Annotated in this window: 22 protein-coding genes; 11 read left to right on the forward strand and 11 right to left on the reverse strand. The window is 61.0% G+C overall.

Annotated elements, in window-relative coordinates:
* Positions 1 to 127: 127 nt before the first annotated feature.
* Entirely contained in the window at positions 128 to 754 is a 627-nt protein-coding gene (locus BLP23_RS14420; protein ID WP_092585473.1) for a DUF922 domain-containing Zn-dependent protease, read from the reverse strand.
* Positions 755 to 857: 103 nt separating this feature from the next.
* Here BLP23_RS14420 and folP point away from each other — a divergent pair, with 103 nt between their 5' ends.
* From folP to folK, 3 genes are read left to right on the forward strand one after another with little or no spacing between them, the layout of a single operon-like run.
* The gene (gene folP, locus BLP23_RS14425) at positions 858 to 1,721 is read left to right on the forward strand and encodes a dihydropteroate synthase (protein ID WP_092585474.1); all 864 of its coding nucleotides are present in this window, start codon (positions 858 to 860) and stop codon (positions 1,719 to 1,721) included.
* Positions 1,721 to 2,092 carry a dihydroneopterin aldolase gene (gene folB, locus BLP23_RS14430; protein WP_092585475.1) on the forward strand — a complete coding sequence of 124 codons (372 nt, stop codon included), beginning with the start codon at positions 1,721 to 1,723 and terminating at the stop codon, positions 2,090 to 2,092. Before folP ends, folB begins: the two co-directional genes overlap by 1 nt.
* Positions 2,073 to 2,600, forward strand: coding sequence for a 2-amino-4-hydroxy-6-hydroxymethyldihydropteridine diphosphokinase (gene folK / locus BLP23_RS14435; protein ID WP_092585476.1), 528 nt, complete (start codon positions 2,073 to 2,075; stop codon positions 2,598 to 2,600). The genes folB and folK overlap by 20 nt, the downstream gene beginning before the upstream one ends.
* A gap of 55 nt (positions 2,601 to 2,655) precedes the next feature.
* Here the strand turns inward: folK and BLP23_RS14440 are convergent, their stop codons facing one another.
* The 4 genes from BLP23_RS14440 to BLP23_RS14455 all read right to left on the reverse strand — a co-directional run bounded on the left by BLP23_RS14440 (position 2,656) and on the right by BLP23_RS14455 (position 6,535).
* Positions 2,656 to 3,207, reverse strand: coding sequence for a hypothetical protein (locus BLP23_RS14440; protein ID WP_022715203.1), 552 nt, complete (start codon positions 3,205 to 3,207; stop codon positions 2,656 to 2,658).
* Between the two features lie 203 nt (positions 3,208 to 3,410).
* On the reverse strand, positions 3,411 to 4,493 hold the full coding sequence (locus BLP23_RS14445) for a YcjF family protein (protein ID WP_092585477.1): 1,083 nt from the start codon (positions 4,491 to 4,493) through the stop codon (positions 3,411 to 3,413).
* On the reverse strand, positions 4,490 to 5,965 hold the full coding sequence (locus BLP23_RS14450) for a YcjX family GTP-binding protein (RefSeq protein ID WP_092585478.1): 1,476 nt from the start codon (positions 5,963 to 5,965) through the stop codon (positions 4,490 to 4,492). The genes BLP23_RS14445 and BLP23_RS14450 overlap by 4 nt, the downstream gene beginning before the upstream one ends.
* A 75-nt stretch (positions 5,966 to 6,040) precedes the next feature.
* Positions 6,041 to 6,535, reverse strand: a complete 495-nt coding sequence (locus BLP23_RS14455) for a SixA phosphatase family protein (RefSeq protein WP_092585479.1) — start codon at positions 6,533 to 6,535, stop codon at positions 6,041 to 6,043.
* 275 nt (positions 6,536 to 6,810) lie between these two features.
* Between BLP23_RS14455 and dksA the strand changes: the two genes are divergently transcribed.
* Positions 6,811 to 7,230, forward strand: coding sequence for an RNA polymerase-binding protein DksA (dksA, locus tag BLP23_RS14460; RefSeq protein ID WP_028739636.1), 420 nt, complete (start codon positions 6,811 to 6,813; stop codon positions 7,228 to 7,230).
* An 86-nt stretch (positions 7,231 to 7,316) separates the two neighbouring features.
* Here the strand turns inward: dksA and BLP23_RS14465 are convergent, their stop codons facing one another.
* Entirely contained in the window at positions 7,317 to 8,342 is a 1,026-nt protein-coding gene (locus BLP23_RS14465; RefSeq protein ID WP_092585480.1) for a flagellar biosynthetic protein FliO, read from the reverse strand.
* Positions 8,343 to 8,619: 277 nt separating this feature from the next.
* Between BLP23_RS14465 and cckA the strand changes: the two genes are divergently transcribed.
* Positions 8,620 to 11,232 carry a cell cycle histidine kinase CckA gene (gene cckA / locus BLP23_RS14470; RefSeq protein ID WP_092585481.1) on the forward strand — a complete coding sequence of 871 codons (2,613 nt, stop codon included), beginning with the start codon at positions 8,620 to 8,622 and terminating at the stop codon, positions 11,230 to 11,232.
* A 29-nt stretch (positions 11,233 to 11,261) separates the two neighbouring features.
* On the opposite strand, the gene BLP23_RS14475 is transcribed toward cckA, so the two are convergent.
* Complete coding sequence (locus BLP23_RS14475) at positions 11,262 to 12,188, reverse strand: pseudouridine-5'-phosphate glycosidase (protein WP_092585482.1); 927 nt, start codon at positions 12,186 to 12,188, stop codon at positions 11,262 to 11,264.
* Between the two features lie 30 nt (positions 12,189 to 12,218).
* Complete coding sequence (locus BLP23_RS14480) at positions 12,219 to 13,160, reverse strand: carbohydrate kinase family protein (RefSeq protein ID WP_092585483.1); 942 nt, start codon at positions 13,158 to 13,160, stop codon at positions 12,219 to 12,221.
* 232 nt (positions 13,161 to 13,392) lie between these two features.
* Between BLP23_RS14480 and recA the strand changes: the two genes are divergently transcribed.
* The 3 genes from recA to BLP23_RS14495 all read left to right on the forward strand — a co-directional run bounded on the left by recA (position 13,393) and on the right by BLP23_RS14495 (position 18,287).
* Positions 13,393 to 14,481, forward strand: a complete 1,089-nt coding sequence (gene recA / locus BLP23_RS14485) for a recombinase RecA (protein ID WP_092585484.1) — start codon at positions 13,393 to 13,395, stop codon at positions 14,479 to 14,481.
* Between the two features lie 153 nt (positions 14,482 to 14,634).
* Positions 14,635 to 17,295: an alanine--tRNA ligase gene (gene alaS / locus BLP23_RS14490; protein WP_092585485.1), complete on the forward strand. Its 2,661-nt coding sequence runs from the start codon at positions 14,635 to 14,637 to the stop codon at positions 17,293 to 17,295.
* 140 nt (positions 17,296 to 17,435) lie between these two features.
* Positions 17,436 to 18,287, forward strand: coding sequence for an AraC family transcriptional regulator (locus BLP23_RS14495; protein ID WP_092585486.1), 852 nt, complete (start codon positions 17,436 to 17,438; stop codon positions 18,285 to 18,287).
* A gap of 3 nt (positions 18,288 to 18,290) precedes the next feature.
* Here the strand turns inward: BLP23_RS14495 and BLP23_RS14500 are convergent, their stop codons facing one another.
* The 3 genes from BLP23_RS14500 to BLP23_RS14510 all read right to left on the reverse strand — a co-directional run bounded on the left by BLP23_RS14500 (position 18,291) and on the right by BLP23_RS14510 (position 20,715).
* Positions 18,291 to 18,911, reverse strand: coding sequence for a glutathione S-transferase family protein (locus tag BLP23_RS14500; protein ID WP_092585487.1), 621 nt, complete (start codon positions 18,909 to 18,911; stop codon positions 18,291 to 18,293).
* Positions 18,912 to 18,973: 62 nt separating this feature from the next.
* Positions 18,974 to 19,420, reverse strand: coding sequence for a GNAT family N-acetyltransferase (locus BLP23_RS14505; RefSeq protein WP_092585488.1), 447 nt, complete (start codon positions 19,418 to 19,420; stop codon positions 18,974 to 18,976).
* Between the two features lie 80 nt (positions 19,421 to 19,500).
* Positions 19,501 to 20,715 (reverse strand): NADP-dependent isocitrate dehydrogenase, encoded by a 1,215-nt coding sequence (locus BLP23_RS14510; RefSeq protein WP_092585489.1) that lies wholly within the window; start codon positions 20,713 to 20,715, stop codon positions 19,501 to 19,503.
* A 191-nt stretch (positions 20,716 to 20,906) separates the two neighbouring features.
* On the opposite strand from BLP23_RS14510, the gene BLP23_RS14515 reads away from it, so the two are divergent.
* From BLP23_RS14515 to murI, 3 genes are all read left to right on the forward strand, one after another.
* On the forward strand, positions 20,907 to 21,431 hold the full coding sequence (locus BLP23_RS14515) for a hypothetical protein (protein WP_092585596.1): 525 nt from the start codon (positions 20,907 to 20,909) through the stop codon (positions 21,429 to 21,431).
* Positions 21,432 to 21,543: 112 nt separating this feature from the next.
* On the forward strand, positions 21,544 to 22,374 hold the full coding sequence (locus BLP23_RS14520) for an RNA methyltransferase (protein WP_092585490.1): 831 nt from the start codon (positions 21,544 to 21,546) through the stop codon (positions 22,372 to 22,374).
* A complete protein-coding gene (murI, locus tag BLP23_RS14525) occupies positions 22,355 to 23,158 on the forward strand; it encodes a glutamate racemase (protein WP_092585491.1) in 804 nt (267 codons plus the stop codon). The genes BLP23_RS14520 and murI overlap by 20 nt, the downstream gene beginning before the upstream one ends.
* Positions 23,159 to 23,204: the final 46 nt, after the last annotated feature.

Here is a 23,204-nt window from a genome sequence, read left to right on the forward strand (position 1 = left end):
ATATTAGCGCGTGCGGGTTGAGTCGCATATCGCTAATTTTCATCATTAACAGGCTTTGGAGGAGGAAAGCTTCGCGTGAGTTCCGTTGCTCAGCTAACGATATCGCGTGCTTATTCCGAAAATTGGACTACCTTACGCTGCCGGACGAGCTGATTCGCTTGTTAAGCAAGCGCATCATCCTGCTCTGAAAGTTGACCGCCTCGATGCGGTCGAAACGCGCCTGCAACCTGTCGTGTTCGTCTATTCCGCGATTTGATTCTTCCGTGACGAGCTCTTGCATAGCTCCACAGCTGCGCTGGGCGGGCAGTGCGAGGATCCGTCGTTCCATGACACGTGCTTGTGTGCGGGCGATCTCCGCGTGCCGCTCCTCATGCCTCTTGATGTCGCTCGAGAGTGCATCCCAGATCGTCGACAGCTGTTTGCTGGCGCCGTTGCGGTTTCGCCAGCGTGGCAAGATGATCTGCGTGTGAACGGTCACCTTTGCGCTGGCTATGCGGCAGCGGCCGTTGCTCTGCACGTAGGTGGCCTCGCCGCCGAAGCGGATTTTCGTGGCGCCGGGGTGGCGCGCGGACGAGCCGCTCGCCGTCGGCCCGCGGCGGCTCAATTCCTCATCGAGCTCGCCGGCGCTCTTTCCGCGGATGTCGAAATAGGAGTAGCTTTTGGTCGCAACGACTTGAGCCGAGGCGGGAATGCAGAGGGCAGCCGTCATGGAAAAAGCAAGGACGAAACGCATATTACCCGATGCGGAAGGCATTCTTGACGCTACCTGTGTTGAAGTTCGGCGGAGCTTGGGGCATAGCCACCGCGAGCGCAATATAGGGCGTCGGCTTTTTTTATTATCAATGGGATAAACCCCGATGCTACAGCTTCGAAACAGTTTCTGGCGTGTGGCGCATGGCCGCGAAATAGAACTCGGGCCGCGCGGCGTAATCATGGCGATCATCAATGTGACGCCCGATTCCTTTTCGGATGGCGGACGCTACGAAAGCGTGGATGCCGCCGTAGAGCATGCCCTTCAGTCCGTCAGCGAGGGGGCCGCGATCATCGACATCGGCGGGGAGTCGACACGCCCCGGTGCTGCCGAAGTCAGCCGTGCGGAAGAGCAGTCCCGCGTGCTGCCGGTGATCGAGGCTCTGCGCGGCAGGAGCGATGCGCTGATCTCGATCGACACCTACCGGGCGGAGACAGCACGGCTCGCCGTCGGGGCCGGCGCGCATATCATCAACGACGTCTTCGGCTTGCAGAAAGAGGCGGAGATCGCGAAGGTCTCGACCGATACCGGTGCCGGACTCTGCCTCATGCATACGGGTCGCGAACGCGAGAAGCTTCCGGACGTGATTGCGGACCAATATCATTTCTTGGTTCGCTCCCTGGAGATCGCCGCTAAGGCAGGCGTCATGCGCGAGCGGATCGTGCTTGATCCGGGATTCGGCTTTGCCAAGGATGCCGACGAGAACCTGGAGCTGATGGCTCGGTTTGCCGAATTGCAACGTTTCGGATTGCCGCTGCTGGCCGGCACGTCGCGAAAGCGCTTCGTCGGTGCGGTCACAGGACGGGATGCGGCTGAGCGCGACGTTGCGACGGCGGCGAGCAGCGCACTGCTCAGGCTACAGGGTGCTGCGATTTTCCGGGTGCACAATGTCGCAATCAACAGGGATGCGCTGGCGGTCGCGGATGCTATGCTGGCGGCGCGCCGAGATTTCGAGCAAAGAGAAGGCTGATGGGTATGAAATATACAATCACGCTGCAGAATTGCGCCTTCTTTGCGCGTCACGGGGTTCACGATGAAGAGGAGTTTCTCGGCCAGCGGTTCTTCGTCGATGCCGAGCTCGACGTCATCGCAGCGGGTGCGCTCGAAAGCGACTCGATCGACGATACCGTGAATTACGGGATTGCCTTCACCATGATCGAGGAGATCGTCACCGGCAAACGGCGCAATCTGATCGAAGCGCTGGCGCTCGATATCGCCAAGGGCCTTTGCGAAAAGTTTCATCAGGTCAGGCGCGCCAAAATCACGGTGCGCAAGCCGAACGCGCCAGTACCCGGCGTCCTCGATTTCGTACAGGTGAGCGTTGAACACTTTGCCGGTTGATCATTTCAGGCCCGCCACGCTCGGTCTGGGCGGCAATCTAGGCGATCCCGTGAAATCGATGGCTGCCGCCCTGCGGGAGCTCGACGGCCGTGACGATTGCCGGGTCATCGCCGTGTCGCGGCTCTACCGCACGCCGCCCTGGGGCAAGACGGACCAGTCCTTCTTCTTTAATGCATGCGCGGCACTCGATACGTTGCTCGAACCGGAGGTGTTGCTCGACGTCTGTCTCGGCATCGAGCGCGACATGAAGCGCGAGCGCATCGAGCGTTGGGGACCGCGCACGCTGGACATCGATCTGCTAACATTCGACGACATCGAACAGGGAGCGCCGAGGCTGGAACTGCCGCATCCGCGCATGACCGAGCGAGGCTTCGTTCTGATGCCGCTTGCGGATTTTGCCGCGGACGTCATCGTCAAGGGCCGCACCGTCGCTGATTGGCTTTCCCGAGCAGATATCCAAGGCATCGAGATCGCCGATGCCGATCGCGAGTGGTGGCACCGCGCCTGAAATGAAAAAGCGGCGGAAAATCCGCCGCTTAGGGGTGTCTGCTACCGTACAGCTCTTACTCGACGGAGCCGACCGTCATTTCATCGATCTGGCGGGTCAGCGTCAGGCCGATCACAGGGACCATGCGATCCTCGACCTTTACCGACACGGTGACGTTCATCGTCTTGTCGTCGCGGACGCGGGCGATCATCGCGCCGTTCAGCTTGGCGCGGTTCAGGCCGACGACAACGGTGTCCTGTGTCACGGTTCCCGAGACAACATCGAGACCCTTACCGGCGGCGCCATCAAGGAATTTGCCTTTATAACCGCCGCGCGACTGGGTGATGAGGGCGGACATCGGCTGTTTGAAGACGCCGACGCGGCAAGAGCCGTCGAGCTTGATGCCGGCGCCGCCGTCGCTCACGGCAGAACCGATGAGGTTGCAGCTAAATTTCGTGCCCTTGTATTTGCCGGCGACGATTTCGCCCGGACCTCTCCAGTTGCCCGCAACAGACTCGAAGAAAGCCTTGTCGCGTGTGGCGGCGGTTGCAGCAGGGACAACATCGGCCGCCGGAGATAATGCCGCGGCGACGAGCCCGCATACGAAGAGAACTTTGCGCGAATACATGGATTTTCCTTGGCAAACACCACCCGTTACTGGCCAGCAGTCTTGCCGAATAATGGTTAATGCTTGGTTTCCAATGTGCCGAAATGCACGGAAACGAAGGGCTTTCGGAAGGTTCTCCAAATTCAATTCATAGTGCCAGTGCCATGAATTTCCTGCGTTCTGTAATTCCCTCCGTTACGGAAGGCGCCCGGGTGCGAAAATGTTTACTTGCGACCGGTGCGGGGCACTACGGAGGGCGCCAGATCGCCGATGAAGTCGCCGATTCCCGGCCGCTTCAATGCGCGGAACGCAAGCGGACGGCACAGATCCATCGCAGCTATGCCGATACGGGCTGTCATCAACCCGTTGATAATGCCTTCACCGAACCTGGCCGAGAGCTTGGAGGCAAGGCCGTGGCCCAGGACCTGTTGCACGAGGCTGTCGCCGACGGCGATCGAGCCGGTGACGGCGAGATGCGCCAGAACGTCCCGCATCAGGCGGATCATGCCAAGCGTGCCCGGCCTGCCGCCATAGAGCTCCGCCATGGCGCGGATCAGGCGCGAAGCTTCGAAAAGCACGTAGAGCAGATCGACGATCGCGCGCGGGCTGACAGCGGTGACGATCGAAACGCGCTTCGATGAATTGACGATCAGCGCTCTTGCCTGGCGGTCCAGCGGCGCCAGTAATTCGCGTTCGGCGAGCGCGACGAGATGCGGCGCGTCGATGATGTCGCCTTCGGCGGCTTTCAACGTTGCCCGGCCCTTGGCGGTTTCTGGCTTGCCGGCAAGCAGGTTTGAAAGGCTCTTCACAAGGGTGCGTGCCTTTGCGGGCTTCGTCTCCAGGATGGCGGCCTCCGCCTCGGCCTTGATCGTCTGCACCGCCGCGAGGCGCATTATACCCGCCGTTTCGCGGATCACGATGGCGACGACGGCTAGTATGCCGATCGCGAGCGCCGCCAACGCCGTGTAACCAAGCCAGTCGGCGCGGGAAAAGAGGTCGCGGATCAGGCTGTCGGTCCACAGGCCGAAGGCGAGCGAAAGCAGAACGCCGAAAGCAGTTAGTGCGATCTTGGCAAAGGAGGTGCCCCGTTTGCGCGGCACTGCGACCGGCAAAGGGGAAATATCCTTGTCCGAAGTGATGAAGGGGTCGTCTTCGTCCGGTGTGAGGACGACTTCGCCGCCGAAGCTTGCCGGCTTGCGGGCATCCTGCTTCCTGTCCGTCTCGACGGGGCGCGGATCGTCCTCATAGGCAAAGGCCGCCGGGGTGCGGCGCGGCCGGTCCGAATCTCCAGAAGCGGGTTTGCTCATGCGAGGCGGTCTCCAAACAGAAACTGCATGGCCCGGTCGAGCCGGATATGCGGGACCGAAAGCTTGATGCCGCCGCCTGTTTCCTCGAGTTGCGGCGGCCGGAAGCGCACAATGTTCACATCCGGCAATTGGACATCGCGGCTGGCAGATTCAATGCCGTCGAACAGGCTTTCGGGGTCTTCCGGAAGGTCGCCCGGGAAAACCGCCGTCTTCCTTATGCCGTCGAAGCGTTCGCCAGCAATCGTTTCGCCATCGATCGGCGTGCCGACGATCACCGGCAGATCGTGGCCGTCGCGCTTGACGGTCGCCTCCCGCGTGGCGCGCACCGAGGCAAGCGCCATGACGTCGATGCCGGCGCCTGCCATGCCGATCCGGTGGACGGCGCGCTCGACAAGGCGGCGCGTCAGCGCATCGAGACGGTCGTGGCTTTCGTGGTGTAGATGATCGGCTTTCGTGGCGGCCACGAGAACGCGGTCGATCCGGCGGCCAAGGAGCGAAGAAAGCAGCGAGTTCGTACCGGGACGGAAGCAGGCAAGCACATCCGTCAACGCGCGCTCCAGATCCTGGATCGCCTCCGGGCCGCGGTTCATCGCCTGCAGCGCGTCGACGAGAACGATCTGGCGGTCGAGCCGGGCAAAATGTTCGCGGAAGAAGGGTTTGACGACGACGGATTTGTAGGCCTCGTAGCGGCGCTCCATCATTGCCCAGAGCGAACCTTTGGGCGCTTTGCCTTCGGACGGCAAAGCGAGCGGCGCGAAGGTGAGCGCGGGAGAACCTTCAAGGTCGCCGGGAAGCAGGAAGCGGCCGGGCGGCAATGTCGACAGCGAGCGCTCGTCGGCCTTGCAGGCTTTCAGGTAAGCGGTGAAGGCCGTCGCGAGATCGCGCGCCTGCATCTCATCGGCGGGCGCCTTGACATCGGTGGCTCCGGTCAGTGCCAACCAGCCGCGAGAAAGTTTCGCGCGGATGCCGCTGCGGGCGAGCGACAGCGTCTCCCCGCTGAAGGTCCGGTAGTCCTTGGCCAGCAGCGGTAGATCAAGCAGCCACTCGCCGGGATAATCGACGATATCGATCGAGAGACGGCCGGGCGAGAACAGACGGTTCCAGCCACTGGCGCTCTGATAATCCAGCGTGATGCGCAGTTCGGATATGGCGCGGGTCGAATCCGGCCAGACACGGTCCTTCACCAACGCCCGGATATGATCCTCGTACTGGAAGCGCGGCACAGCGTCATCGGGCTGATGTTCCAGTCGCACGGCCGACACCCGGCCGGACTGAACCGGCTCGAAAAGCGGCAGGCGTCCGCCATGCAGCAGGTTATGCACGAGGGACGAGATGAAGACCGTCTTACCGGACCGGGAAAGCCCGGTGACGCCGAGGCGGATAGTCGGTTTGACGAGACTCGAGGCGCGGTCTGCGAGGTTGTCGAGCGCGATACGCGCGTCGCCGGTAAGGGATGTCAGGCTTGGCGGCAAGGCGGATTTCCGATTGTCAGTGCTCAAGCATATAGGACGCGGATGCTGTCCGAAAAAGAAGCGGCGCGAAAGACGTCAGTCGTGCACGAAGTCGATAAGCTTCCACCCTGCGGACGCGCCGTCGAAATCAAGGACTGCAAGGCCCGCCGTGGGAAAGCCGTCCGGCAATGCACGGAGCAGGGCATCGTGACCGATGAGCGCTTCAAGCGTCTGCTCGGTTGTCGGGTTGTGACCGACAAGCATGACGGAGCCAACGGTCTGGCTGTCGATGATATCGAGATAGACCTCAGGGGTCGCGTTGTAGAGTTGGTCGACGTAGCGGATGTCGAGCGACAATCCCATAGCGCGATGCACAGCGTCCGTGGTCTCGCGGCAGCGCCTCGCAGTGGAGCTTATCAAAAGCTCCGGCCGGTAGCCTTTGTCGGCTGCGCGGTCTGCCACGAGTTCCGCGTCGTCATAGCCCTGTTCATTCAAAGGCCGGTCAAAATCCCGTTCGCCGGGCTGCGCCCAGGCGGCTTCTGCATGCCGCAACAGATAGATTCGTGAGGGCGAAGGCAAGGTTGCGGCCATAGAAGATTCCACGATCGAAGGAGCCTTTTCAGTAGCGTCCGCGGATCACCGCCGTCAACCGCATCGGCATAGCGATGGCTCAAAACAGTAAGCTCAACACGCGTTCTTGAACGGGAAGCAAAAACCAGCATTCCTAATAGCGGTGCGAAAATAGACTGTTAGCTTAAAAATATGACAGATTTAAAAATCTGTTTACCTGTCGTATTTGGCTTGAACCCGCGATAGCGCTTGGGATATACACCCCGCCATATGAGATGTTCTTCAGGAGAATCGCGTTGAGTGAGAAGATCGATCTTAGCAGCTACGTTCCCTCGGAAGACGAGGAATTCATGAACGCAAACCAGCGGGCCTACTTCAGAGCCAAACTTGTTGCCTGGAGAAACGATATCCTTAGAGAAGCGCGCGAGACACTTGATCATCTCGCAGAAGAAAGCGCCAACCATCCGGACCTCGCGGACCGAGCTTCTTCCGAAACGGATCGGGCAATCGAGCTTCGCGCCCGCGATCGCCAGAGAAAGCTGATTTCCAAGATCGATGCTGCATTGCAGCGGATCGAAGACGGCACCTACGGCTACTGCGAGGAAACCGGCGAGCCGATCGGCATCAAGCGTCTCGACGCTCGTCCGATCGCAACGCTGTCGATCGAGGCGCAGGAGCGCCACGAGCGGCGGGAGAAGGTTTACCGCGACGAGTGAGCTTTCAAAGTTCTTCGTAGAAATTAAAGGCACCGCAGTCTACGGTGCCTTTTTTCTTGCGAGAGCTTTCCTGCAGGCAGGGCGGCTTACTTTTCGCGATTGACGCTCATTTCGCCAAAGATGCGGGCCACTTCCTTTTGAAGGTCGGCATCGGCGCCGGTGATCGGTGCCATTTCCGGATCGCGGCGCTGCGGGTTGCCGGGCTGCGGCGGAACCGGGCGGGCAGGGGCGCTCGCAGCGGGAACAATGCGCTGCGCCGCAAGCGTATTGTTCATCTCTTCCTGGAGAATGCGCTCGAAGTCGCTGGGTGCTGCCTTCGAGGGGGCGGCCGCGTCGCCCGTCACGACAGGTATGCCTTCGGCTACGGTCGGAAGGCTCTGTGCTGGCGGCGTCGAGACCTGCGGCTCCATCCGCTGCTGAGGCAGAACGCGCTGGCGCGCCGCGTCGAGGATGTCGGCGGCGCTGGCTGCCTCGATCACCGGGGCGGCGGCCCGCTCCGCAGGCCTTGGAATGATCGGCGACAAAGCAGCAGGGCTGGCGGGCTCCCGCTCTATTTTTGTCGCCACGGCCGATGTTGCCGCAGACGGCGCTGCGGGCGCTTGTTCTGCGGGCGCTGCGGCAGGAGCGGTTGCTACAGGATGCAGACGCGGCTCGACGACAGGCGCGGGGGCCGGAGCCGGAGCATAGGGTTCGTCAGGTTCCGGTTCGCGCTCGAAAGCTGTGACGGGTCTTGCCGGCTCGACGGGCGTCGAAACGACAGGCTCCGGCCGAGGCGCCGGCGGGAGCGTGGTGGGTATGAAGGCGTGGTCGGACCCTTCATCTTTCTCCTGCAGGATGCGGCTTTCGATAACGATGTCGGTCGGACCACCGATCATGATCAGATGCTCGACGTCGTCACGGCGCACAAGCACCAGCCGACGGCGGGTATCGACGGCTGCGGCATCCAGCACCTGCAATCGCGGCTGACGGTTCTTGCCGCCGCGTACAAAGGGCGAGGGCGCTCGGCTGCGGAGGATCCACAAGATACCGATCAGGAGCACCAGCGCGATGCCGACGCCGCCCGCTGCGAGGAGGAAACGGCTGCCATAGGCGCCCATTACTTCGTCGAACATGATCTTCTACTCCGGTTGCCGCGTTCGCCATAACATGACGGCTTTTCAGTTCCTTAGGCAATAGGCAGCCTGATTGTCCAGTCATGTCCGAACGCCAGGATATGTTTCTGCGGCGCATGGTTGTCGAAAGTGGCGCCGTTCGTTGTGAATTCAACCATTCTTGGCTCTTCACAGTGTTTTTGCGGACGCAGCAACTTGCTAAGAAGGAACGAACGCCTGATTCCTGCTTTGTCTTGAGATTATAAGCGAATGTTGGACAGGCTTATGTGAGGAATAGATGACGACACCACGTCAGGCTGATGACTACAATGCCCCGATCGTGGATCGCGGAGGACGCTCGGGAACGGCTGTTCGCATCATTCTTCTCGCGCTTGTGCTTGTCGCAGCCGCAGGCAGCTTTGTGTACTTCAAGGATTCTCTCGAAAACGAAATGGTCCTCGGCGTGCTGGGCGTGCTTGCCATGGTCGGCATCTTCTTCCTCGTTTCCTCGGTCATCGGCTTCATCGAGGTCATGCCCCAGCGGCAATCGGATAGTCTCGCCAGGTCATTTCTCAACAGCCATCCGGACGGTTCGCTGATTACCGATGGGAAGGGCCGGATCATTTATGCCAACGCGGCCTATGGAAAGCTGACCGGCGCCCGCAAACCGACCGAAGTGCAGACGCTCGAAGCACTGCTTTCGCGCCACCGGGAATCGAACGAGGCGCTTTATCGTCTGTCGAACGGGCTGCGCGAGGGCAAGGAAGGCCAGGAGGAGTTCCGTCTGCTGCGCAGCCTTGGCCCGGCAACGAACAATTCTGGCGCTCATTGGTACCGTCTCAAGGCGCGAACCCTGCGAACCGAGGAAGGTGCCGGCAAGCCGCTGCATATCTGGCAAATCAGCGACATCACCGCCGAACGCGATGACCAGGAGCGCTTCTTCAAGGAATTGCAGAACGCGATCGATTACCTCGACCATGCGCCGGCAGGTTTCTTCTCGGCAGGGCGCAAGGGCGAGATTTTCTACCTGAACGCAACACTTGCCGAATGGCTGGGCCTCGATCTCACGAAGTTCGTGCCCGGCTCGATGACGATCGGAGATCTCGTGGCGGGCGGCGGCCTGGCACTGATCCAATCGGTGCAGGCCGAGCCCGGCCTCAAGAAAACCGATACGCTCGACCTCGACCTCAAGAAGGCGAACGGACAGAGCCTGCCGGTGCAGATCATACATAGCGTGACGTCCATGCGCGACGGCGCACCGGGCGAGAGCCGGACGATCGTGCTCAGGCGGCAATCGGGTGGCGACGAGAACGAGCAGTCCGCTTCCGCCGCGGCAATGCGCTTCACGCGCTTCTTCAACAACACGCCGATGGCGATCGCCTCTGTCGACGGCGACGGTCGGATCCTGCGCACGAATGCGCCATTCCTCAAGCTCTTCTCCGGCATCGTTTCGCGCGATGACGTCGAAAATGGCGCAGCGCTCGAAGTCATCCTTCAGGAAAGCGATCGACAAAGGCTGAAGGATGCCCTGGTGGCGGCAAAGGATCGCCAGGGCGATATCCCGCCGATCGACTCGCGCATGCCGAACGATGAAGCGCGTCATTTCCGTTTCTACGTCAACGCTGTCATCGACCAGAGCGACGAGGCGCCGGAAGAGGCCGCGATCGTTTATGCCGTCGAGATGACGGAGCAGAAGGCGCTGGAAGCGCAGATGGCGCAGACGCAAAAGATGAATGCGGTCGGCACGCTTGCCGGCGGAATCGCCCACGACTTCAACAACGTGCTGACGGCGATCCTGTTGTCGTCCGACCATCTGCTGCTGCAAGCGCGGCCATCCGATGCAAGCTTTGCCGACCTGATGGAAATCAAGCGCAATGCGAATCGCGCCGCGGTTCTCGTCCGCCAGCTGCTTGCCTTCTCGCGCAAGCAGACGATGCGTCCGACGGTATTGAACCTTACGGATGTCGTCGGCGATCTGCGCATGCTTGTCGACCGGCTGTTATCCGGCACCAACGTCAAGCTCGATGTCGAATACGGCCGTGATCTCTGGCCGGTGAAGACTGACCTGTCGCAGTTCGAGCAGGTGCTGATCAATCTTTGCGTCAATGCGCGCGACGCGATGCCCGAAGGCGGCAAGCTGACGCTGCGCACCCGCAACGTGACGGCGGCGGAAGTGGCCGGTTTCAATTATTCCTACATGCCCCATGAGGACATGGTGCTGATCGAGGTGGCCGATACCGGCACCGGCATTGCGCCCGACATAATGGACAAGATATTCGAGCCCTTCTTTACGACCAAGGAGGTGGGCAAGGGCACAGGTCTCGGGCTGGCGATGGTCTACGGCATCGTCAAACAGTCCGGCGGCTATATTCAGCCGGAATCCGAAGTCGGGAAGGGAACGACCTTCCGGGTCTTCCTGCCGCGCCATGCCATCGACCCGGCTGTCGCCGCCGAGGCGGACGCTGTTGCCGCAGCCGAGGCCGGTGCGGCTCCACAAATGCCGGCCGCAGCTCAGCCGGAACAATCGGAAGATCTGACGGGCAACGCCGTCATTCTGCTCGTTGAGGACGAGGAAGCGGTGCGCCGCGGCGGCAAACGCATGCTGGAAACCCGCGGCTACACCGTGCACGAGGCCGGCTCAGGCGTGGAAGCGCTCGACATCATGGACGAGCTGGACGGCAAGGTGGACATCGTCGTTTCTGACGTCGTCATGCCGGAAATGGACGGGCCGTCGCTGCTGCGCGAATTGCGCAAGCGGTATCCGGACCTGAAATTCATCTTCGTTTCCGGATATGCGGAAGACGCTTTCGCCCGCAACCTGCCGCCGGACGCCAAGTTTGGGTTCCTGCCGAAGCCCTTCTCGCTGAAGCAGCTCGCCGTCGTCGTCAAGGAAACCCTGGAAGGCGAATAGGGAGGCGGCAAGCGCCTCCCGTCAAAATCTCAATCGTCGAGCGCCACGGCAATTTCTGCCGCCAGCCGGGCATTGTTCTCGACTAGCGCGATATTCGTCTGGAGGCTCCGTCCGTCGGTAAGATCGAATATCGTGCTGAGAAGATAAGGTGTCACGGTCTTGCCGCTGATTTCGTCGCGCTCGGCGCTGTCGAGTGCCCGCTCGATATAGATCTCCATCTCCTCGCGCGGAATTTCATCTTCTTCCGGAACTGGGTTGGCGATCAGCATGCCGCCCTCGATGCCAAGCTGTTCGCGGGTGATCTGGAAATTGGCGATGGCGGCCGGGCTGTTCAACGTCAGCGGGCTGCGCAGGCCCGAGGAACGGGACCAGAAGGCCGGGAACTCGGCACTCTCGTAGGTGACGACAGGAACGCCGCTGGTCTCCAGCACTTCCAGCGTCTTTGGAATATCCAGGATCGCCTTTGCGCCGGCGCAGACGACAATGACGCCGGTGCGGGCAAGTTCTTGCAGGTCGGCCGAGATGTCGAAGCTCTCTTCGGCACCGCGATGCACGCCGCCGATGCCGCCCGTCGCAAAGACCTTGATGCCGGCACGGGCAGCGGCGATCATCGTGGCAGCAACCGTCGTGGCACCGGTGCGGCGCTCGGCGATCGCGAAGGCGAGGTCGGCGCGCGAGACTTTCATCACGTCCTTTTCCTTCGCAAGCTTCTCAAGCTGTTCCGGCTCCAAACCGATATGCAGGACGCCGTGAATGACGGCAATCGTTGCCGGAACGGCACCCTGCTCGCGGATTATCGCCTCGACACTGCGAGCCATTTCGATATTGCCTGGGTAGGGCATGCCGTGAGTGATGATCGTCGATTCAAGCGCCACCAGCGGCGCACCGCGCTGCTTTGCGGCGGCAACCTCCTTGGAATAGGAGACCGGCAGGAGGGGGGAGATCGGTTTCGTCATTGTCTCTTCCGTTTCATCGATGTTGCCGCTTCAATGCAGAATTCTGGCACGCTGAACAAGGGCAAGTGTTTCCGCAAGCAGTTCCGCGGAGAGTTTTTCGTTGACGGCATAGGGCGACTGGACCGTGAGGGCAGCAGCGGCCACGCCGTGCCTCAGGGCTTCCTCGAGCGGCAGATCCTGCATCAAGGCTGAGAGGATGCCGGCTGCGAGCGAATCTCCGGCGCCCGTTACGTCGGCGATGGTCTCGACCACGGGCGGCCGCAGGCAGAAGGTGCCGCCCTTGCCGAAGGCGATCAGTTCGCGCTGCCCGCGTGTGACGACGCCGCTCTTTAGGCCGATATCACCGAGCAGTGACACCCAATCCTCCGGCTTGTCCGGGCATTGGCCGGTCAGGGCTGCGGCCTCCGCCTCGTTGAGGAAGAGATGGTCGATCCCGCTGATGCAGGGCTTGAGCTTGACCACCTTTGCCGGCGATATGGCAATCGCGGCCACGGGTACGGCGAGCGCATTGGCGCGGCTGACGATTGCCGCGATCGTCTCTTCCGGCAGGTTCGCATCGAAAAGGATCAGATCGTTTGCCGCGAAGGCTTCGCGCACCCAGCGGATCGCCAGCCGGCGCGGGAGGAAGTAGCGGTAAAGCTCCATGTCCGCCAGCGCGATCACCAGGTTGCCGTCCCGCTCCAGAATGGCCGTGTAGCTCGGCGTTTTGCGATCGAGAAAGACGAACGGCCGGTCGTTGATGCCGGCTGCATATGCCGCCTCCGTCACCATCTCGCCCGCCGGATCGCCGCCACGCGGCGAGATCATGGTGACGTCCAGGCCGAGCCGTGCGAGGTTTCTCGCAGCATTGAAGCCGCCGCCGCCCGGTTCCTCGAACCAAGCGCCCGGGTTGCTGGCGCCGGGCGCCGTCTCGCCGGAAATGCGCCCGCGCCGATCGATATGCGCGCCGCCAAGAACGAGGATTCTTTTCATCGCCCTGAATGCTCCCAGCCGATGGAAGAAACGAATCGTAGCAGGGCGCCGGATGCGACAGCCTTGGCGTTTCGCCTCCTAAGGCGTTGCTTTGCATTGATAAAACATATATAGAACACGGGCTGTTTTACCTTTTTCTTTCAATTGTTTGGGCACCTATTGCGCGCCTGGAACAAATAGGGTACAAACCAGACATTGCTCAAGCGGCTTCAATAACCTAAAGGTGGATCGGATGTCTCAAAATTCATTGCGGCTCGTAGAGGACAAATCGGTGGACAAAAGCAAGGCGCTTGAAGCGGCACTCTCACAGATTGAGCGGTCGTTCGGCAAGGGCTCGATCATGAAACTCGGCTCCAACGAGAATGTTGTCGAGATCGAAACTATTTCGACCGGTTCTCTCAGCCTCGATATCGCGCTCGGCATCGGCGGTTTGCCCAAGGGCCGCATCATCGAGATCTACGGACCGGAAAGCTCCGGCAAGACGACGCTTGCGTTGCAGACGATCGCCGAAGCGCAGAAGAAGGGCGGCATCTGCGCGTTCGTCGATGCAGAACATGCGCTCGATCCGGTCTATGCCCGCAAGCTCGGCGTCGATCTCCAGAACCTCCTGATCTCGCAGCCGGATACCGGCGAACAGGCGCTCGAAATTACCGACACGCTGGTGCGCTCCGGCGCCGTCGACGTTCTCGTCGTCGACTCCGTTGCAGCGTTGACACCACGCGCCGAAATCGAGGGCGAGATGGGCGACAGCCTTCCGGGCCTTCAAGCGCGCCTGATGAGCCAGGCGCTGCGCAAGCTCACGGCGTCGATCTCCAAGTCGAACACCATGGTCATCTTCATCAACCAGATCCGTATGAAGATCGGCGTCATGTTCGGCTCGCCCGAAACGACGACAGGCGGCAACGCGCTGAAGTTCTACGCCTCCGTCCGCCTCGACATCCGCCGTATCGGCGCGGTCAAGGAGCGCGAAGAGGTTGTCGGCAACCAGACCCGCGTCAAGGTCGTCAAGAACAAGATGGCGCCTCCTTTCAAGCAGGTGGAATTCGATATCATGTATGGCGAGGGTGTCTCGAAGACTGGCGAACTGATCGATCTCGGCGTCAAGGCCGGCATCGTCGAGAAGTCCGGTGCCTGGTTCTCCTATAACAGCCAGCGCCTCGGCCAAGGCCGCGAGAATGCCAAGCTCTTCATCCGCGACAACCCGGATCTCGGCCGCGAGATCGAGATGGCGCTTCGGCAGAATGCGGGGCTGATTGCCGACCGCTTCCTGCAGAATGGTGGGCCGGACGCCAACGATGGCGATACAGACGCAGACATGTAATTTGCAGCTTTAGTTTTGATGTGTCGAAACCGGCCGCATTCCTTGATCAGAATGCGGCCGGTTCTCTTTGTCTGCTGGACAGTGGTTAATGCGGACGATAAAAGCCACTGGATTTGAGTTTGACCTGCCTTGGGCAGCATTGAAGGGCATAGCATGAGCGGCGTGAACGATATCCGGTCGACCTTCCTCGACTATTTCAAGACGAACGGCCACGAGATCGTGTCGTCGAGCCCGCTCGTGCCGCGCAACGACCCGACGCTGATGTTCACCAATGCCGGCATGGTACAGTTCAAGAACGTCTTCACCGGCTTGGAACAGCGTCCCTACAAAACGGCATCGACGGCGCAGAAGTGCGTCCGCGCCGGCGGCAAGCACAATGACCTCGACAATGTCGGCTATACCGCGCGCCACCATACCTTTTTCGAGATGCTCGGCAATTTCTCCTTCGGCGATTATTTCAAGGAACGGGCGATCGAGCTTGCCTGGAACCTGATCACCAAGGAATTCGGTCTCGACGCCAAGCGCCTGCTGGTGACCGTCTATCACACGGACGACGAAGCCTTTGACCTCTGGAAGAAGATCGCCGGGCTTTCGGACGACAAGATCATCCGCATTCCGACCAACGATAATTTTTGGGCGATGGGCGATACCGGCCCGTGCGGTCCCTGTTCGGAAATCTTCTACGATCACGGCGATCAGATCTGGGGCGGCCCTCCCGGCTCTGCGGAGGAAGACGGCGACCGCTTCATCGAGATCTGGAACCTCGTCTTCATGCAGTATGAGCAGTTGACGAAAGAAGAGCGCGTCGACCTGCCGCGTCCTTCGATCGATACCGGCATGGGACTGGAACGCGTGGCGGCGGTGCTGCAGGGCAAGCACGACAATTACGATATCGATCTGTTTCGCGCGCTGATCGAAGCTTCGGAGGAGGCAACGGGCGTCAGGGCCGATGGTGAGCGCCGGGCGAGCCACCGCGTCATCGCCGACCATCTGCGCTCGTCCGCATTCCTCATTGCCGATGGCGTGCTGCCGTCGAACGAAGGCCGCGGCTACGTGCTGCGCCGCATCATGCGCCGGGCCATGCGCCATGCGCAGCTTCTGGGCGCCAAGGAGCCGCTGATCTTCAAGCTGCTGCCGGCGCTCGTCCAGCAGATGGGCCGAGCCTATCCGGAACTCGCACGCGCCGAAGCACTGATTTCCGAGACGCTGAAGCTCGAGGAAACCCGTTTCCGCAAGACGCTGGAGCGCGGCCTGTCGCTGCTTTCCGACGCGACGACCTCGCTCGGCAAGGGCGATATGCTCGACGGCGAGACGGCATTCAAGCTCTATGACACCTACGGCTTTCCGCTCGACCTGACGCAGGATGCGCTGCGCGCCCGCGAGATCGGTGTCGATCTCGCCGGCTTTACCGATGCCATGGAGCGTCAGAAAGCCGAAGCCCGCTCTCATTGGGCCGGCTCAGGCGACAAGGCGACCGAGACCATCTGGTTCGAACTCAAGGAGAAGCATGGCGCGACCGAATTCCTGGGCTACGACACGGAGACCGCTGAAGGCGTCGTCCAGGCGATCGTCAGGGACGGTGCCGCAGTCGCATCCGCCTCGACCGGCGACAAGGTGCAGATCGTCGTTAACCAGACGCCGTTCTACGGCGAATCGGGCGGCCAGATGGGCGACACAGGCATCATCAGCTCGGACCATGCGAAAGTGGAGATCACCGATACGCAGAAGAAGGGCGAAGGCCTGTTCGTGCATTCAGGGACTGTTGTCGAAGGTTCGCTGAAGGCCGACGAGGCCGTCGCGCTGACCGTCGATCATGCCCGCCGGTCGCGGCTGCGCGCCAATCACTCCGCAACGCACTTGCTGCATGAGGCGCTCCGCGAAGTGCTGGGTACGCACGTGGCGCAGAAGGGTTCGCTGGTCGCACCCGAACGCCTCCGTTTCGATGTTTCGCACCCGAAGCCGATGTCCGCCGAAGAGCTCAAAGTCGTCGAGGATATGGCAAACGAGATCGTGCTGCAGAACGCGGCGGTAACGACGCGGCTGATGAGCGTCGACGACGCGATTGCCGAAGGCGCCATGGCGCTGTTCGGCGAGAAATACGGCGATGAAGTGCGCGTCGTCGCTATGGGGCAGGGCGTGCGCGGCACGAAGGCCGGCAAGCCTTATTCGATCGAACTCTGCGGCGGCACGCATGTCGCCGCGACCGGTCAGATCGGGCTTGTGCGCATCCTCGGAGAAAGTGCCGTCGGCGCGGGTGTCCGCCGCATCGAGGCGGTCACCGGTGAGAACGCCCGCGAATATCTGGCCGAACAGGACGAGCGCGTGAAAGCGCTTGCTTCGTCGCTGAGGGTTCAGCCTGCCGACGTGCTTTCGCGCGTCGAAGCGCTGATGGACGAGCGTCGCAAGCTCGAGCGGGAACTCGCCGATGCCAAGCGCAAGCTTGCCATGGGTGGCGGGCAGGGCGGCTCGACGGACGCGGCGCGTGAGGTTGCCGGCGTGAAATTCCTCGGCAAGGCGGTTACTGGCGTCGATCCGAAGGATCTTAAGGGCCTTGCCGATGATGGCAAATCCAGCATCGGTTCGGGCGTCGTAACGCTGATCGGCGTTTCCGACGACGGCAAGGCGAGCGCAGTCGTTGCCGTAACGTCGGACCTGACGGCGCGGTTCAGCGCCGTCGATCTTGTGCGCGTCGCATCTGCTGCCCTTGGCGGCAAGGGCGGTGGCGGCCGGCCGGACATGGCGCAGGCGGGCGGCCCAGACGGTTCCAAGGCCGACGAGGCGATCGAGGCGGTGGCGGCAGCACTTGCAAGCTGATTTCATCTCTGCCGATGAGTTTGAAGGCGGGGGCTAGTCCTCCGCCTTTGTGTGCGTGCCCCTGATCCACGCAATTGCGCAGGATTTGTCAAATCGGGTCATGGTTTTCTGTAGCCGATCGATTTGCACGAGGCTTTGACATGAATGGCGAAACGGCATGGGCACTCTATGAAAACCGCCTGCGGCGGGTTTCGGCCTATATCCACGATCATCTCGATGAGGATCTGGACATGGAGCGCCTTGCCGAAATTGCCTGCATGTCGAGCTATCACTGGCATAAGATTTATCGCGCGATTTACGGCGAGACGCTGGCGGCGACCGTCAAGCGGCTGCGGCTGCATCGTGCGGCGGGCGATATCGTCCGGACGAATCTCACTGTCGGCGAGATTGCGAAGCGATCCGGCTATCCCAATCTCCAATCCTTTAACCGCATCTTCAAGTCGGTCTACGGCATGCCGCCGGCGCGCTACCGGAAAGAGGGAAGCCATAAAGCCTTTGAACCCTCACCTAACGGAAAGACAGCGTCCATGTTCGACATAACCTTACGGAAGATAGAGCCGATCGAATTGATTGGCGTACGCCATACCGGTTCCTATATGCAGATCGGCAAGGCGTTCGAGACGCTCTTCGGCGCGCTCCATGCCCGCGACCTGGCAAAGCCGGAGATGCGGATGATCGGTGTCTATTTCGACGATCCGGATATCGTGCCGGCGGAAAAGCTGCGCTCCATCGCCTGTGCGACTGGCGGGTCAGGCGTTCCGATAGACTCGCCGTTCGAACGGCAGACGATCGAGGGCGGCGAATATGCCGTTCTCCGCCATAAAGGTCCCTACGCCGATATGCACAAGGCCTATCAATGGCTCTACGCGCAATGGCTTCCGAAATCTGGCAGGCAGATCAAGGATAGCTTGATGTTCGAGGAATATCTTAACAATCCTCGCGACGTTCCGCCGACCGAATTGCTGACCGATATCTACATGCCGCTCGCATGAAGCCTATTGCATCTGCTTCATGACTTCATCGTCCAGTGCGGTGGCTCGCCTGTAGCCTTCGCGGTTGGTCACGCGGCCAAGATAATCCGCAAAGGCCTGGCGCTTTTCGAACGTGCCGAAGCCCATCCCCCAGCCGATATGCGAACCGACGTAGACATCGGCGGCCGTGAAGCGGTCGCCGGCGATATACGGCGAGGCGCTGACAGCTTTTTCGAGGGTATCCATGACGTCGCCGAAGCTGCCGTAACCAGCCATCCTGCTTTTTTCGGCGGGTGTCACAAAACCGAGTGCACGGTTCGTGGCAGCGGCCTCAAGTGGGCCGGCGGCGAAGAACATCCATCGGTAATAGCTGCCGCGTTCATTCGGCTTTGGAGCGAGCTCCTTTTGCGGAAAGGTGTCGGCAAGATAGGCGCAGATCGCGGCGCATTCGGTGACGACCGTATCGCCATGCCGGATCGCCGGCACCTTGCCCATCGGGTTCACGGTCAGGTATTCCGGTGCCTTCATCGTGCCGTCGAAGGTCATGATTTCCGTGCGGTAGGGAACGCCGGTCTCCTCCAGCATCCAGCGGACGATGCGGCCACGCGACATCGGGTTCGTATAGAATATCAGTTCTTCCGCCATGTTCTCCTCCTCTTATTCTAATTCCGGTTTAGCGTGCGCCTAAGCAAAATCAAGCCTTCCGCTCAAAGCGCCTTGCGGTACTGGATGAAGCCGGAGCGCTCAGCGATCTGGTCGTAGAGGCGCCGCGCCGCCGCATTGGTCTCATGTGTCATCCAGTAGAGGCGTCCGGCGCCATTTTTGCGCGCAAGGTCGGCAACTGCCTCGATCAAGGCCGCTCCAGTTCCAAGGCCTCGCTGGTCGGCTTCGACATAGAGGTCCTGTAGATAGCAGGTCCATTGCGGCAGCCAGCAGGAGCGGTGGAAGATGGCGTGCACGATGCCGGTGAGGCGGCCATGGCCATCGAAGGCGCCCAGCGCGTACATCTCTTCGGCCCGGTCGTGGAAGCGGCTCCAGGTCAGGTCGGTGGTCTCCAGCGGAATAACGACTTCGTAGAAGCGCTGGTAGGCGGCCCACAGAGGCTCCCAGGCGGCGCGGTCAGACGGCTGCAGCGGGCGGATGGTCGTGGTCATTCTCGTGCTCCCCATTCTGTCGCTGAAATGAAAACGGCGGGAAGAACCCGCCGTTTTGTTGTTCGATGTCTTCGGGTGCCTCAGGCGCCCATGGCTTTCTGCAGATTGGAGTCGATCTTGTCGAGGAAGGCAGTGGTTGAGAGCCACGGCTGGTCAGGGCCGATCAGCAGTGCCAGGTCCTTCGTCATGAAACCGGCTTCGACGGTGTCGACGCAGACCTTTTCCAGCGTCGAGGCGAAGCGGGCGAGCTCGGCATTGTCGTCGAGCTTAGCGCGGTGCGCGAGGCCGCGGGTCCAGGCGAAGATCGAGGCGATCGAGTTCGTCGACGTCTCCTGGCCCTTCTGGTGCTGGCGGTAGTGGCGGGTGACCGTGCCGTGTGCGGCTTCGGCTTCGACCGTCTTGCCGTCCGGCGTGAGCAGAACCGAGGTCATCAGGCCGAGCGAACCGAAGCCCTGGGCAACGGTGTCGGACTGAACGTCGCCATCATAGTTTTTGCACGCCCAGACGTAGCCGCCGGACCACTTCAGTGCCGAAGCGACCATGTCGTCGATCAGGCGGTGCTCGTAGGTGATGCCGGCTTCCTTGAACTGATCCTTGAACTCGGCCTCGTAGACTTCCTCAAAGATATCTTTGAACCGGCCGTCATAGGCCTTGAGAATGGTATTCTTCGTCGAGAGGTAGACCGGCCACTTGCGCATCAGGCCGTACATCATCGAGGCGCGGGCGAATTCGCGGATCGATTCATCGAGGTTGTACATGGCCATGGCAACGCCGGCGCCCGGCGCGTTGAACACTTCCCTCTCGATGACATGGCCGTCTTCGCCGACGAACTTGATGGTGAGCTTGCCCTTGCCCGGGAACTTGAAGTCGGTTGCGCGGTACTGATCGCCGAAGGCATGACGGCCGACGACGATCGGCTGAGTCCAGCCCGGAACGAGGCGCGGAACGTTCTTGCAGATGATCGGTTCGCGAAAGATGACGCCGCCCAGGATGTTGCGGATCGTGCCGTTCGGGCTCTTCCACATTTCCTTGAGGCTGAATTCCTTCACGCGGGCTTCGTCCGGCGTGATCGTCGCGCACTTGATGCCGACGCCGTATTTCTTGATGGCGTTGGCGGCGTCCACCGTGACCTGATCGTTGGTCGCGTCGCGGTTTTCGACCGAGAGATCGTAGTAGTCGATGTCGAGGTCGAGATACGGATGGATCAGCTTATCCTTGATGAGCTGCCAAATGATGCGAGTCATTTCATCGCCGTCGAGATCGGCGACGGGATTGGCGACCTTGATCTTCTTCATGTATCTGCCTCGTAAGCTGGATGGGGACGCGTGTCCCGGGTGGGTGACGAAAAAATCCCGAGCGCTATAGCATTGCGAGCCGGGAACGCAAAGCCGCAAGCGCCATTCAAAGCGCATTTTGGCGTGCTTTGCCAAGTCTGAAGATTCGGCTAGTGTCCGTCGCTCTTGCACTTCGAACCGGATATTTCAACATGAAGACGATCGCCCTTGTGTTTCTCGCTTTTGCTGGTCTTCCGACCATCTGCGATGGAGCGGAGATTCCGGCGCCGGTGCAGGAAATCATGGATGCGACCGTCAAGAACTGGTCGGGCAACGACACCGAATGGATCGACATCTTCGGCCCCGAAACGCTCGACAAACTCTACAGCAAGAATTTTATCGCGAAGTATCACGAGGCTGAGAAGCACCCGGCGATGGAGGACGGCATCTCGCCCTTCGACTACGACGTGATCGTCAACGCCCAGGACGCATGCCCGCTCCAGGACCTGATGTTGACACCTCAGGTAGCTGCGGACGGCAAGGGAGAGGTCGTCGTCAGCTTCCGCAAAATGGCCTGCGGCGATGGCCCGGAGGCGCAGACGATCTCGACCGTGCGTTTCGAAATGGTCACTGACGGCGGTAAGCCACTGATCGACGACATCGTGATGGAGAGTGCCGAGACAAAGGAAATGCGCTCGCTCAAGGCGGAAATGGTGACCATCGCAAAGGGCGAGTAACGGCGACGCCCGATTTGATCGGCGGTACCCCAAACAGGTCTATCCTGCGGCATGGGCCTTGCCGTTTCGGTTGTGCAAAGCTATTCCCCGCATGAAAGCAAGGACAGCATTCATGGCAGGCACGAACAGCGAGCGTAAACTTTTAACCGAAGGACCGGTCATCATTCTGGTCGAGCCGCAGATGGGCGAGAATATCGGCATGGTGGCGCGCGCGATGGCGAATTTCGGCCTTGCCGAACTGCGCCTCGTCAATCCGCGCGACGGTTGGCCGAACGAGAAGGCACAGGCCGCCGCCTCGAAAGCCGATCACGTCATCGAAGGCACTAAGGTCTTCGAGACGCTGGAGCAGGCGGTGGCCGACCTCAATTTCGTCTATGCGACGACGGCGCGCGAACGCGATGGCTTCAAGCCGGTGCGTTCCCCGGTGGTAGCCGCCGAAACGCTGCGGGCGAAATTTCGCTCGGGCGAGGGCACTGGCATCCTTTTCGGCCGTGAACGCTGGGGTCTGACCAACGAGGAAGTAGCGCTCGCCGACGAGATCGTGACCTTCCCGGTCAATCCCGCCTTTGCCTCGTTGAACATCGCGCAGGCTGTGCTTCTGATGTCCTACGAATGGATGAAATCCGGCATGGAGGATACAGGTGCCGTGCCGTTCCAGGCGACGTCGCAGACGCAATCGACGAAGGAGCAGCTCTTCGGCCTTTTCGACCAGTTGGAAGAGGCGCTAGAGGCGCGCAATTATTTCCATCCTGCCGGGAAAAAGCCGAAAATGGTGGACAATCTGCGTGCAGTCCTTTCCCGCCGCGCGTTCACGGAACAGGAAATCAGCGTGCTGCGCGGTGTGATATCCTCCCTTGACCGCTTCTCGCGCAAGTATCCGCGCGGAAGCCGGCCGCCTGCAGACGCCAAGGAACAGCCAAACGATGACATCAGCGGCCAATGAGCTGAAACCGGTCTTGATCTTCGATTCCGGTATCGGGGGGCTGACTGTGCTGCGCGAAGCCCGCGTGCTGATGCCGGAACGTGGCTTCATCTACATCGCCGACGATGCGGGATTTCCTTATGGAGGCTGGGAAGAGCAGGCGCTGAAGGAGCGTATCATCACGCTCTTTGGCAAACTGCTCGGGGAATACGATCCGGAAGTCTGCGTCATCGCCTGCAATACGGCATTCACCCTGGTCGGTGCCGACCTGCGCGCCGCCTTTCCGCAGAAGACCTTCGTCGGCACGGTGCCCGCGATCAAGCCCGCCGCCGAGCGGACGCGCTCCGGCCTCGTCTCCGTGCTTGCCACCCCTGGCACGGTTAAACGCGCCTATACCCGGGATCTGATCCAATCCTTCGCGCAGCAATGCCACGTACGCCTCGTGGGCTCGGAAAACCTGGCGCGCATGGCGGAGGTCTATATCCGCGGTGATGCCGTCTCGGACGAGGCGATCATGACGGAAATCGACCAGTGCTTCGTCGAAAAGGACGGCCGCAAGACGGACATCGTCGTGCTTGCATGCACGCATTATCCCTTCATGGCGAACCTTTTCCGGAGGCTGGCGCCATGGCCCGTGGATTGGCTTGATCCGGCGGAGGCAATCGCTCGGCGGGCGCGCAGCCTTGTGCCGCAGGTGGCCGATGGCGTTCACCCCGACAATTTCGACTTTGCGGTCTTCACTTCTGGTAATCCGGATTTCGCCACAACGCGCTTGATGCAAGGCTTCGGGCTGACAGTCAGGTGACGATTCTGGCGCTCAGTCGTGATAGGATACTGTGCACGATCGGATC

This window comes from Rhizobium mongolense subsp. loessense, from assembly GCF_900099775.1.
Lineage (GTDB): Bacteria > Pseudomonadota > Alphaproteobacteria > Rhizobiales > Rhizobiaceae > Rhizobium > Rhizobium loessense.

Coding starts and splice junctions, on each gene's coding strand:
- folB (WP_092585475.1), top strand. CDS start 1,721: ATGGGTATGAAATATACAATCACGCTGCAGAATTGCGCCTTCTTTGCG.
- alaS (WP_092585485.1), top strand. CDS start 14,635: ATGAGCGGCGTGAACGATATCCGGTCGACCTTCCTCGACTATTTCAAG.
- BLP23_RS14445 (WP_092585477.1), bottom strand. CDS start 4,493: ATGAGCAAACCCGCTTCTGGAGATTCGGACCGGCCGCGCCGCACCCCG.
- BLP23_RS14510 (WP_092585489.1), bottom strand. CDS start 20,715: ATGAAGAAGATCAAGGTCGCCAATCCCGTCGCCGATCTCGACGGCGAT.
- BLP23_RS14420 (WP_092585473.1), bottom strand. CDS start 754: ATGCCTTCCGCATCGGGTAATATGCGTTTCGTCCTTGCTTTTTCCATG.
- BLP23_RS14495 (WP_092585486.1), top strand. CDS start 17,436: ATGAATGGCGAAACGGCATGGGCACTCTATGAAAACCGCCTGCGGCGG.
- BLP23_RS14505 (WP_092585488.1), bottom strand. CDS start 19,420: ATGACCACGACCATCCGCCCGCTGCAGCCGTCTGACCGCGCCGCCTGG.
- folP (WP_092585474.1), top strand. CDS start 858: ATGCTACAGCTTCGAAACAGTTTCTGGCGTGTGGCGCATGGCCGCGAA.
- BLP23_RS14520 (WP_092585490.1), top strand. CDS start 21,544: ATGGCAGGCACGAACAGCGAGCGTAAACTTTTAACCGAAGGACCGGTC.
- recA (WP_092585484.1), top strand. CDS start 13,393: ATGTCTCAAAATTCATTGCGGCTCGTAGAGGACAAATCGGTGGACAAA.
- BLP23_RS14480 (WP_092585483.1), bottom strand. CDS start 13,160: ATGAAAAGAATCCTCGTTCTTGGCGGCGCGCATATCGATCGGCGCGGG.
- BLP23_RS14475 (WP_092585482.1), bottom strand. CDS start 12,188: ATGACGAAACCGATCTCCCCCCTCCTGCCGGTCTCCTATTCCAAGGAG.
- BLP23_RS14455 (WP_092585479.1), bottom strand. CDS start 6,535: ATGGCCGCAACCTTGCCTTCGCCCTCACGAATCTATCTGTTGCGGCAT.
- BLP23_RS14440 (WP_022715203.1), bottom strand. CDS start 3,207: ATGTATTCGCGCAAAGTTCTCTTCGTATGCGGGCTCGTCGCCGCGGCA.
- BLP23_RS14465 (WP_092585480.1), bottom strand. CDS start 8,342: ATGTTCGACGAAGTAATGGGCGCCTATGGCAGCCGTTTCCTCCTCGCA.
- murI (WP_092585491.1), top strand. CDS start 22,355: ATGACATCAGCGGCCAATGAGCTGAAACCGGTCTTGATCTTCGATTCC.
- BLP23_RS14515 (WP_092585596.1), top strand. CDS start 20,907: ATGAAGACGATCGCCCTTGTGTTTCTCGCTTTTGCTGGTCTTCCGACC.
- BLP23_RS14500 (WP_092585487.1), bottom strand. CDS start 18,911: ATGGCGGAAGAACTGATATTCTATACGAACCCGATGTCGCGTGGCCGC.
- cckA (WP_092585481.1), top strand. CDS start 8,620: ATGACGACACCACGTCAGGCTGATGACTACAATGCCCCGATCGTGGAT.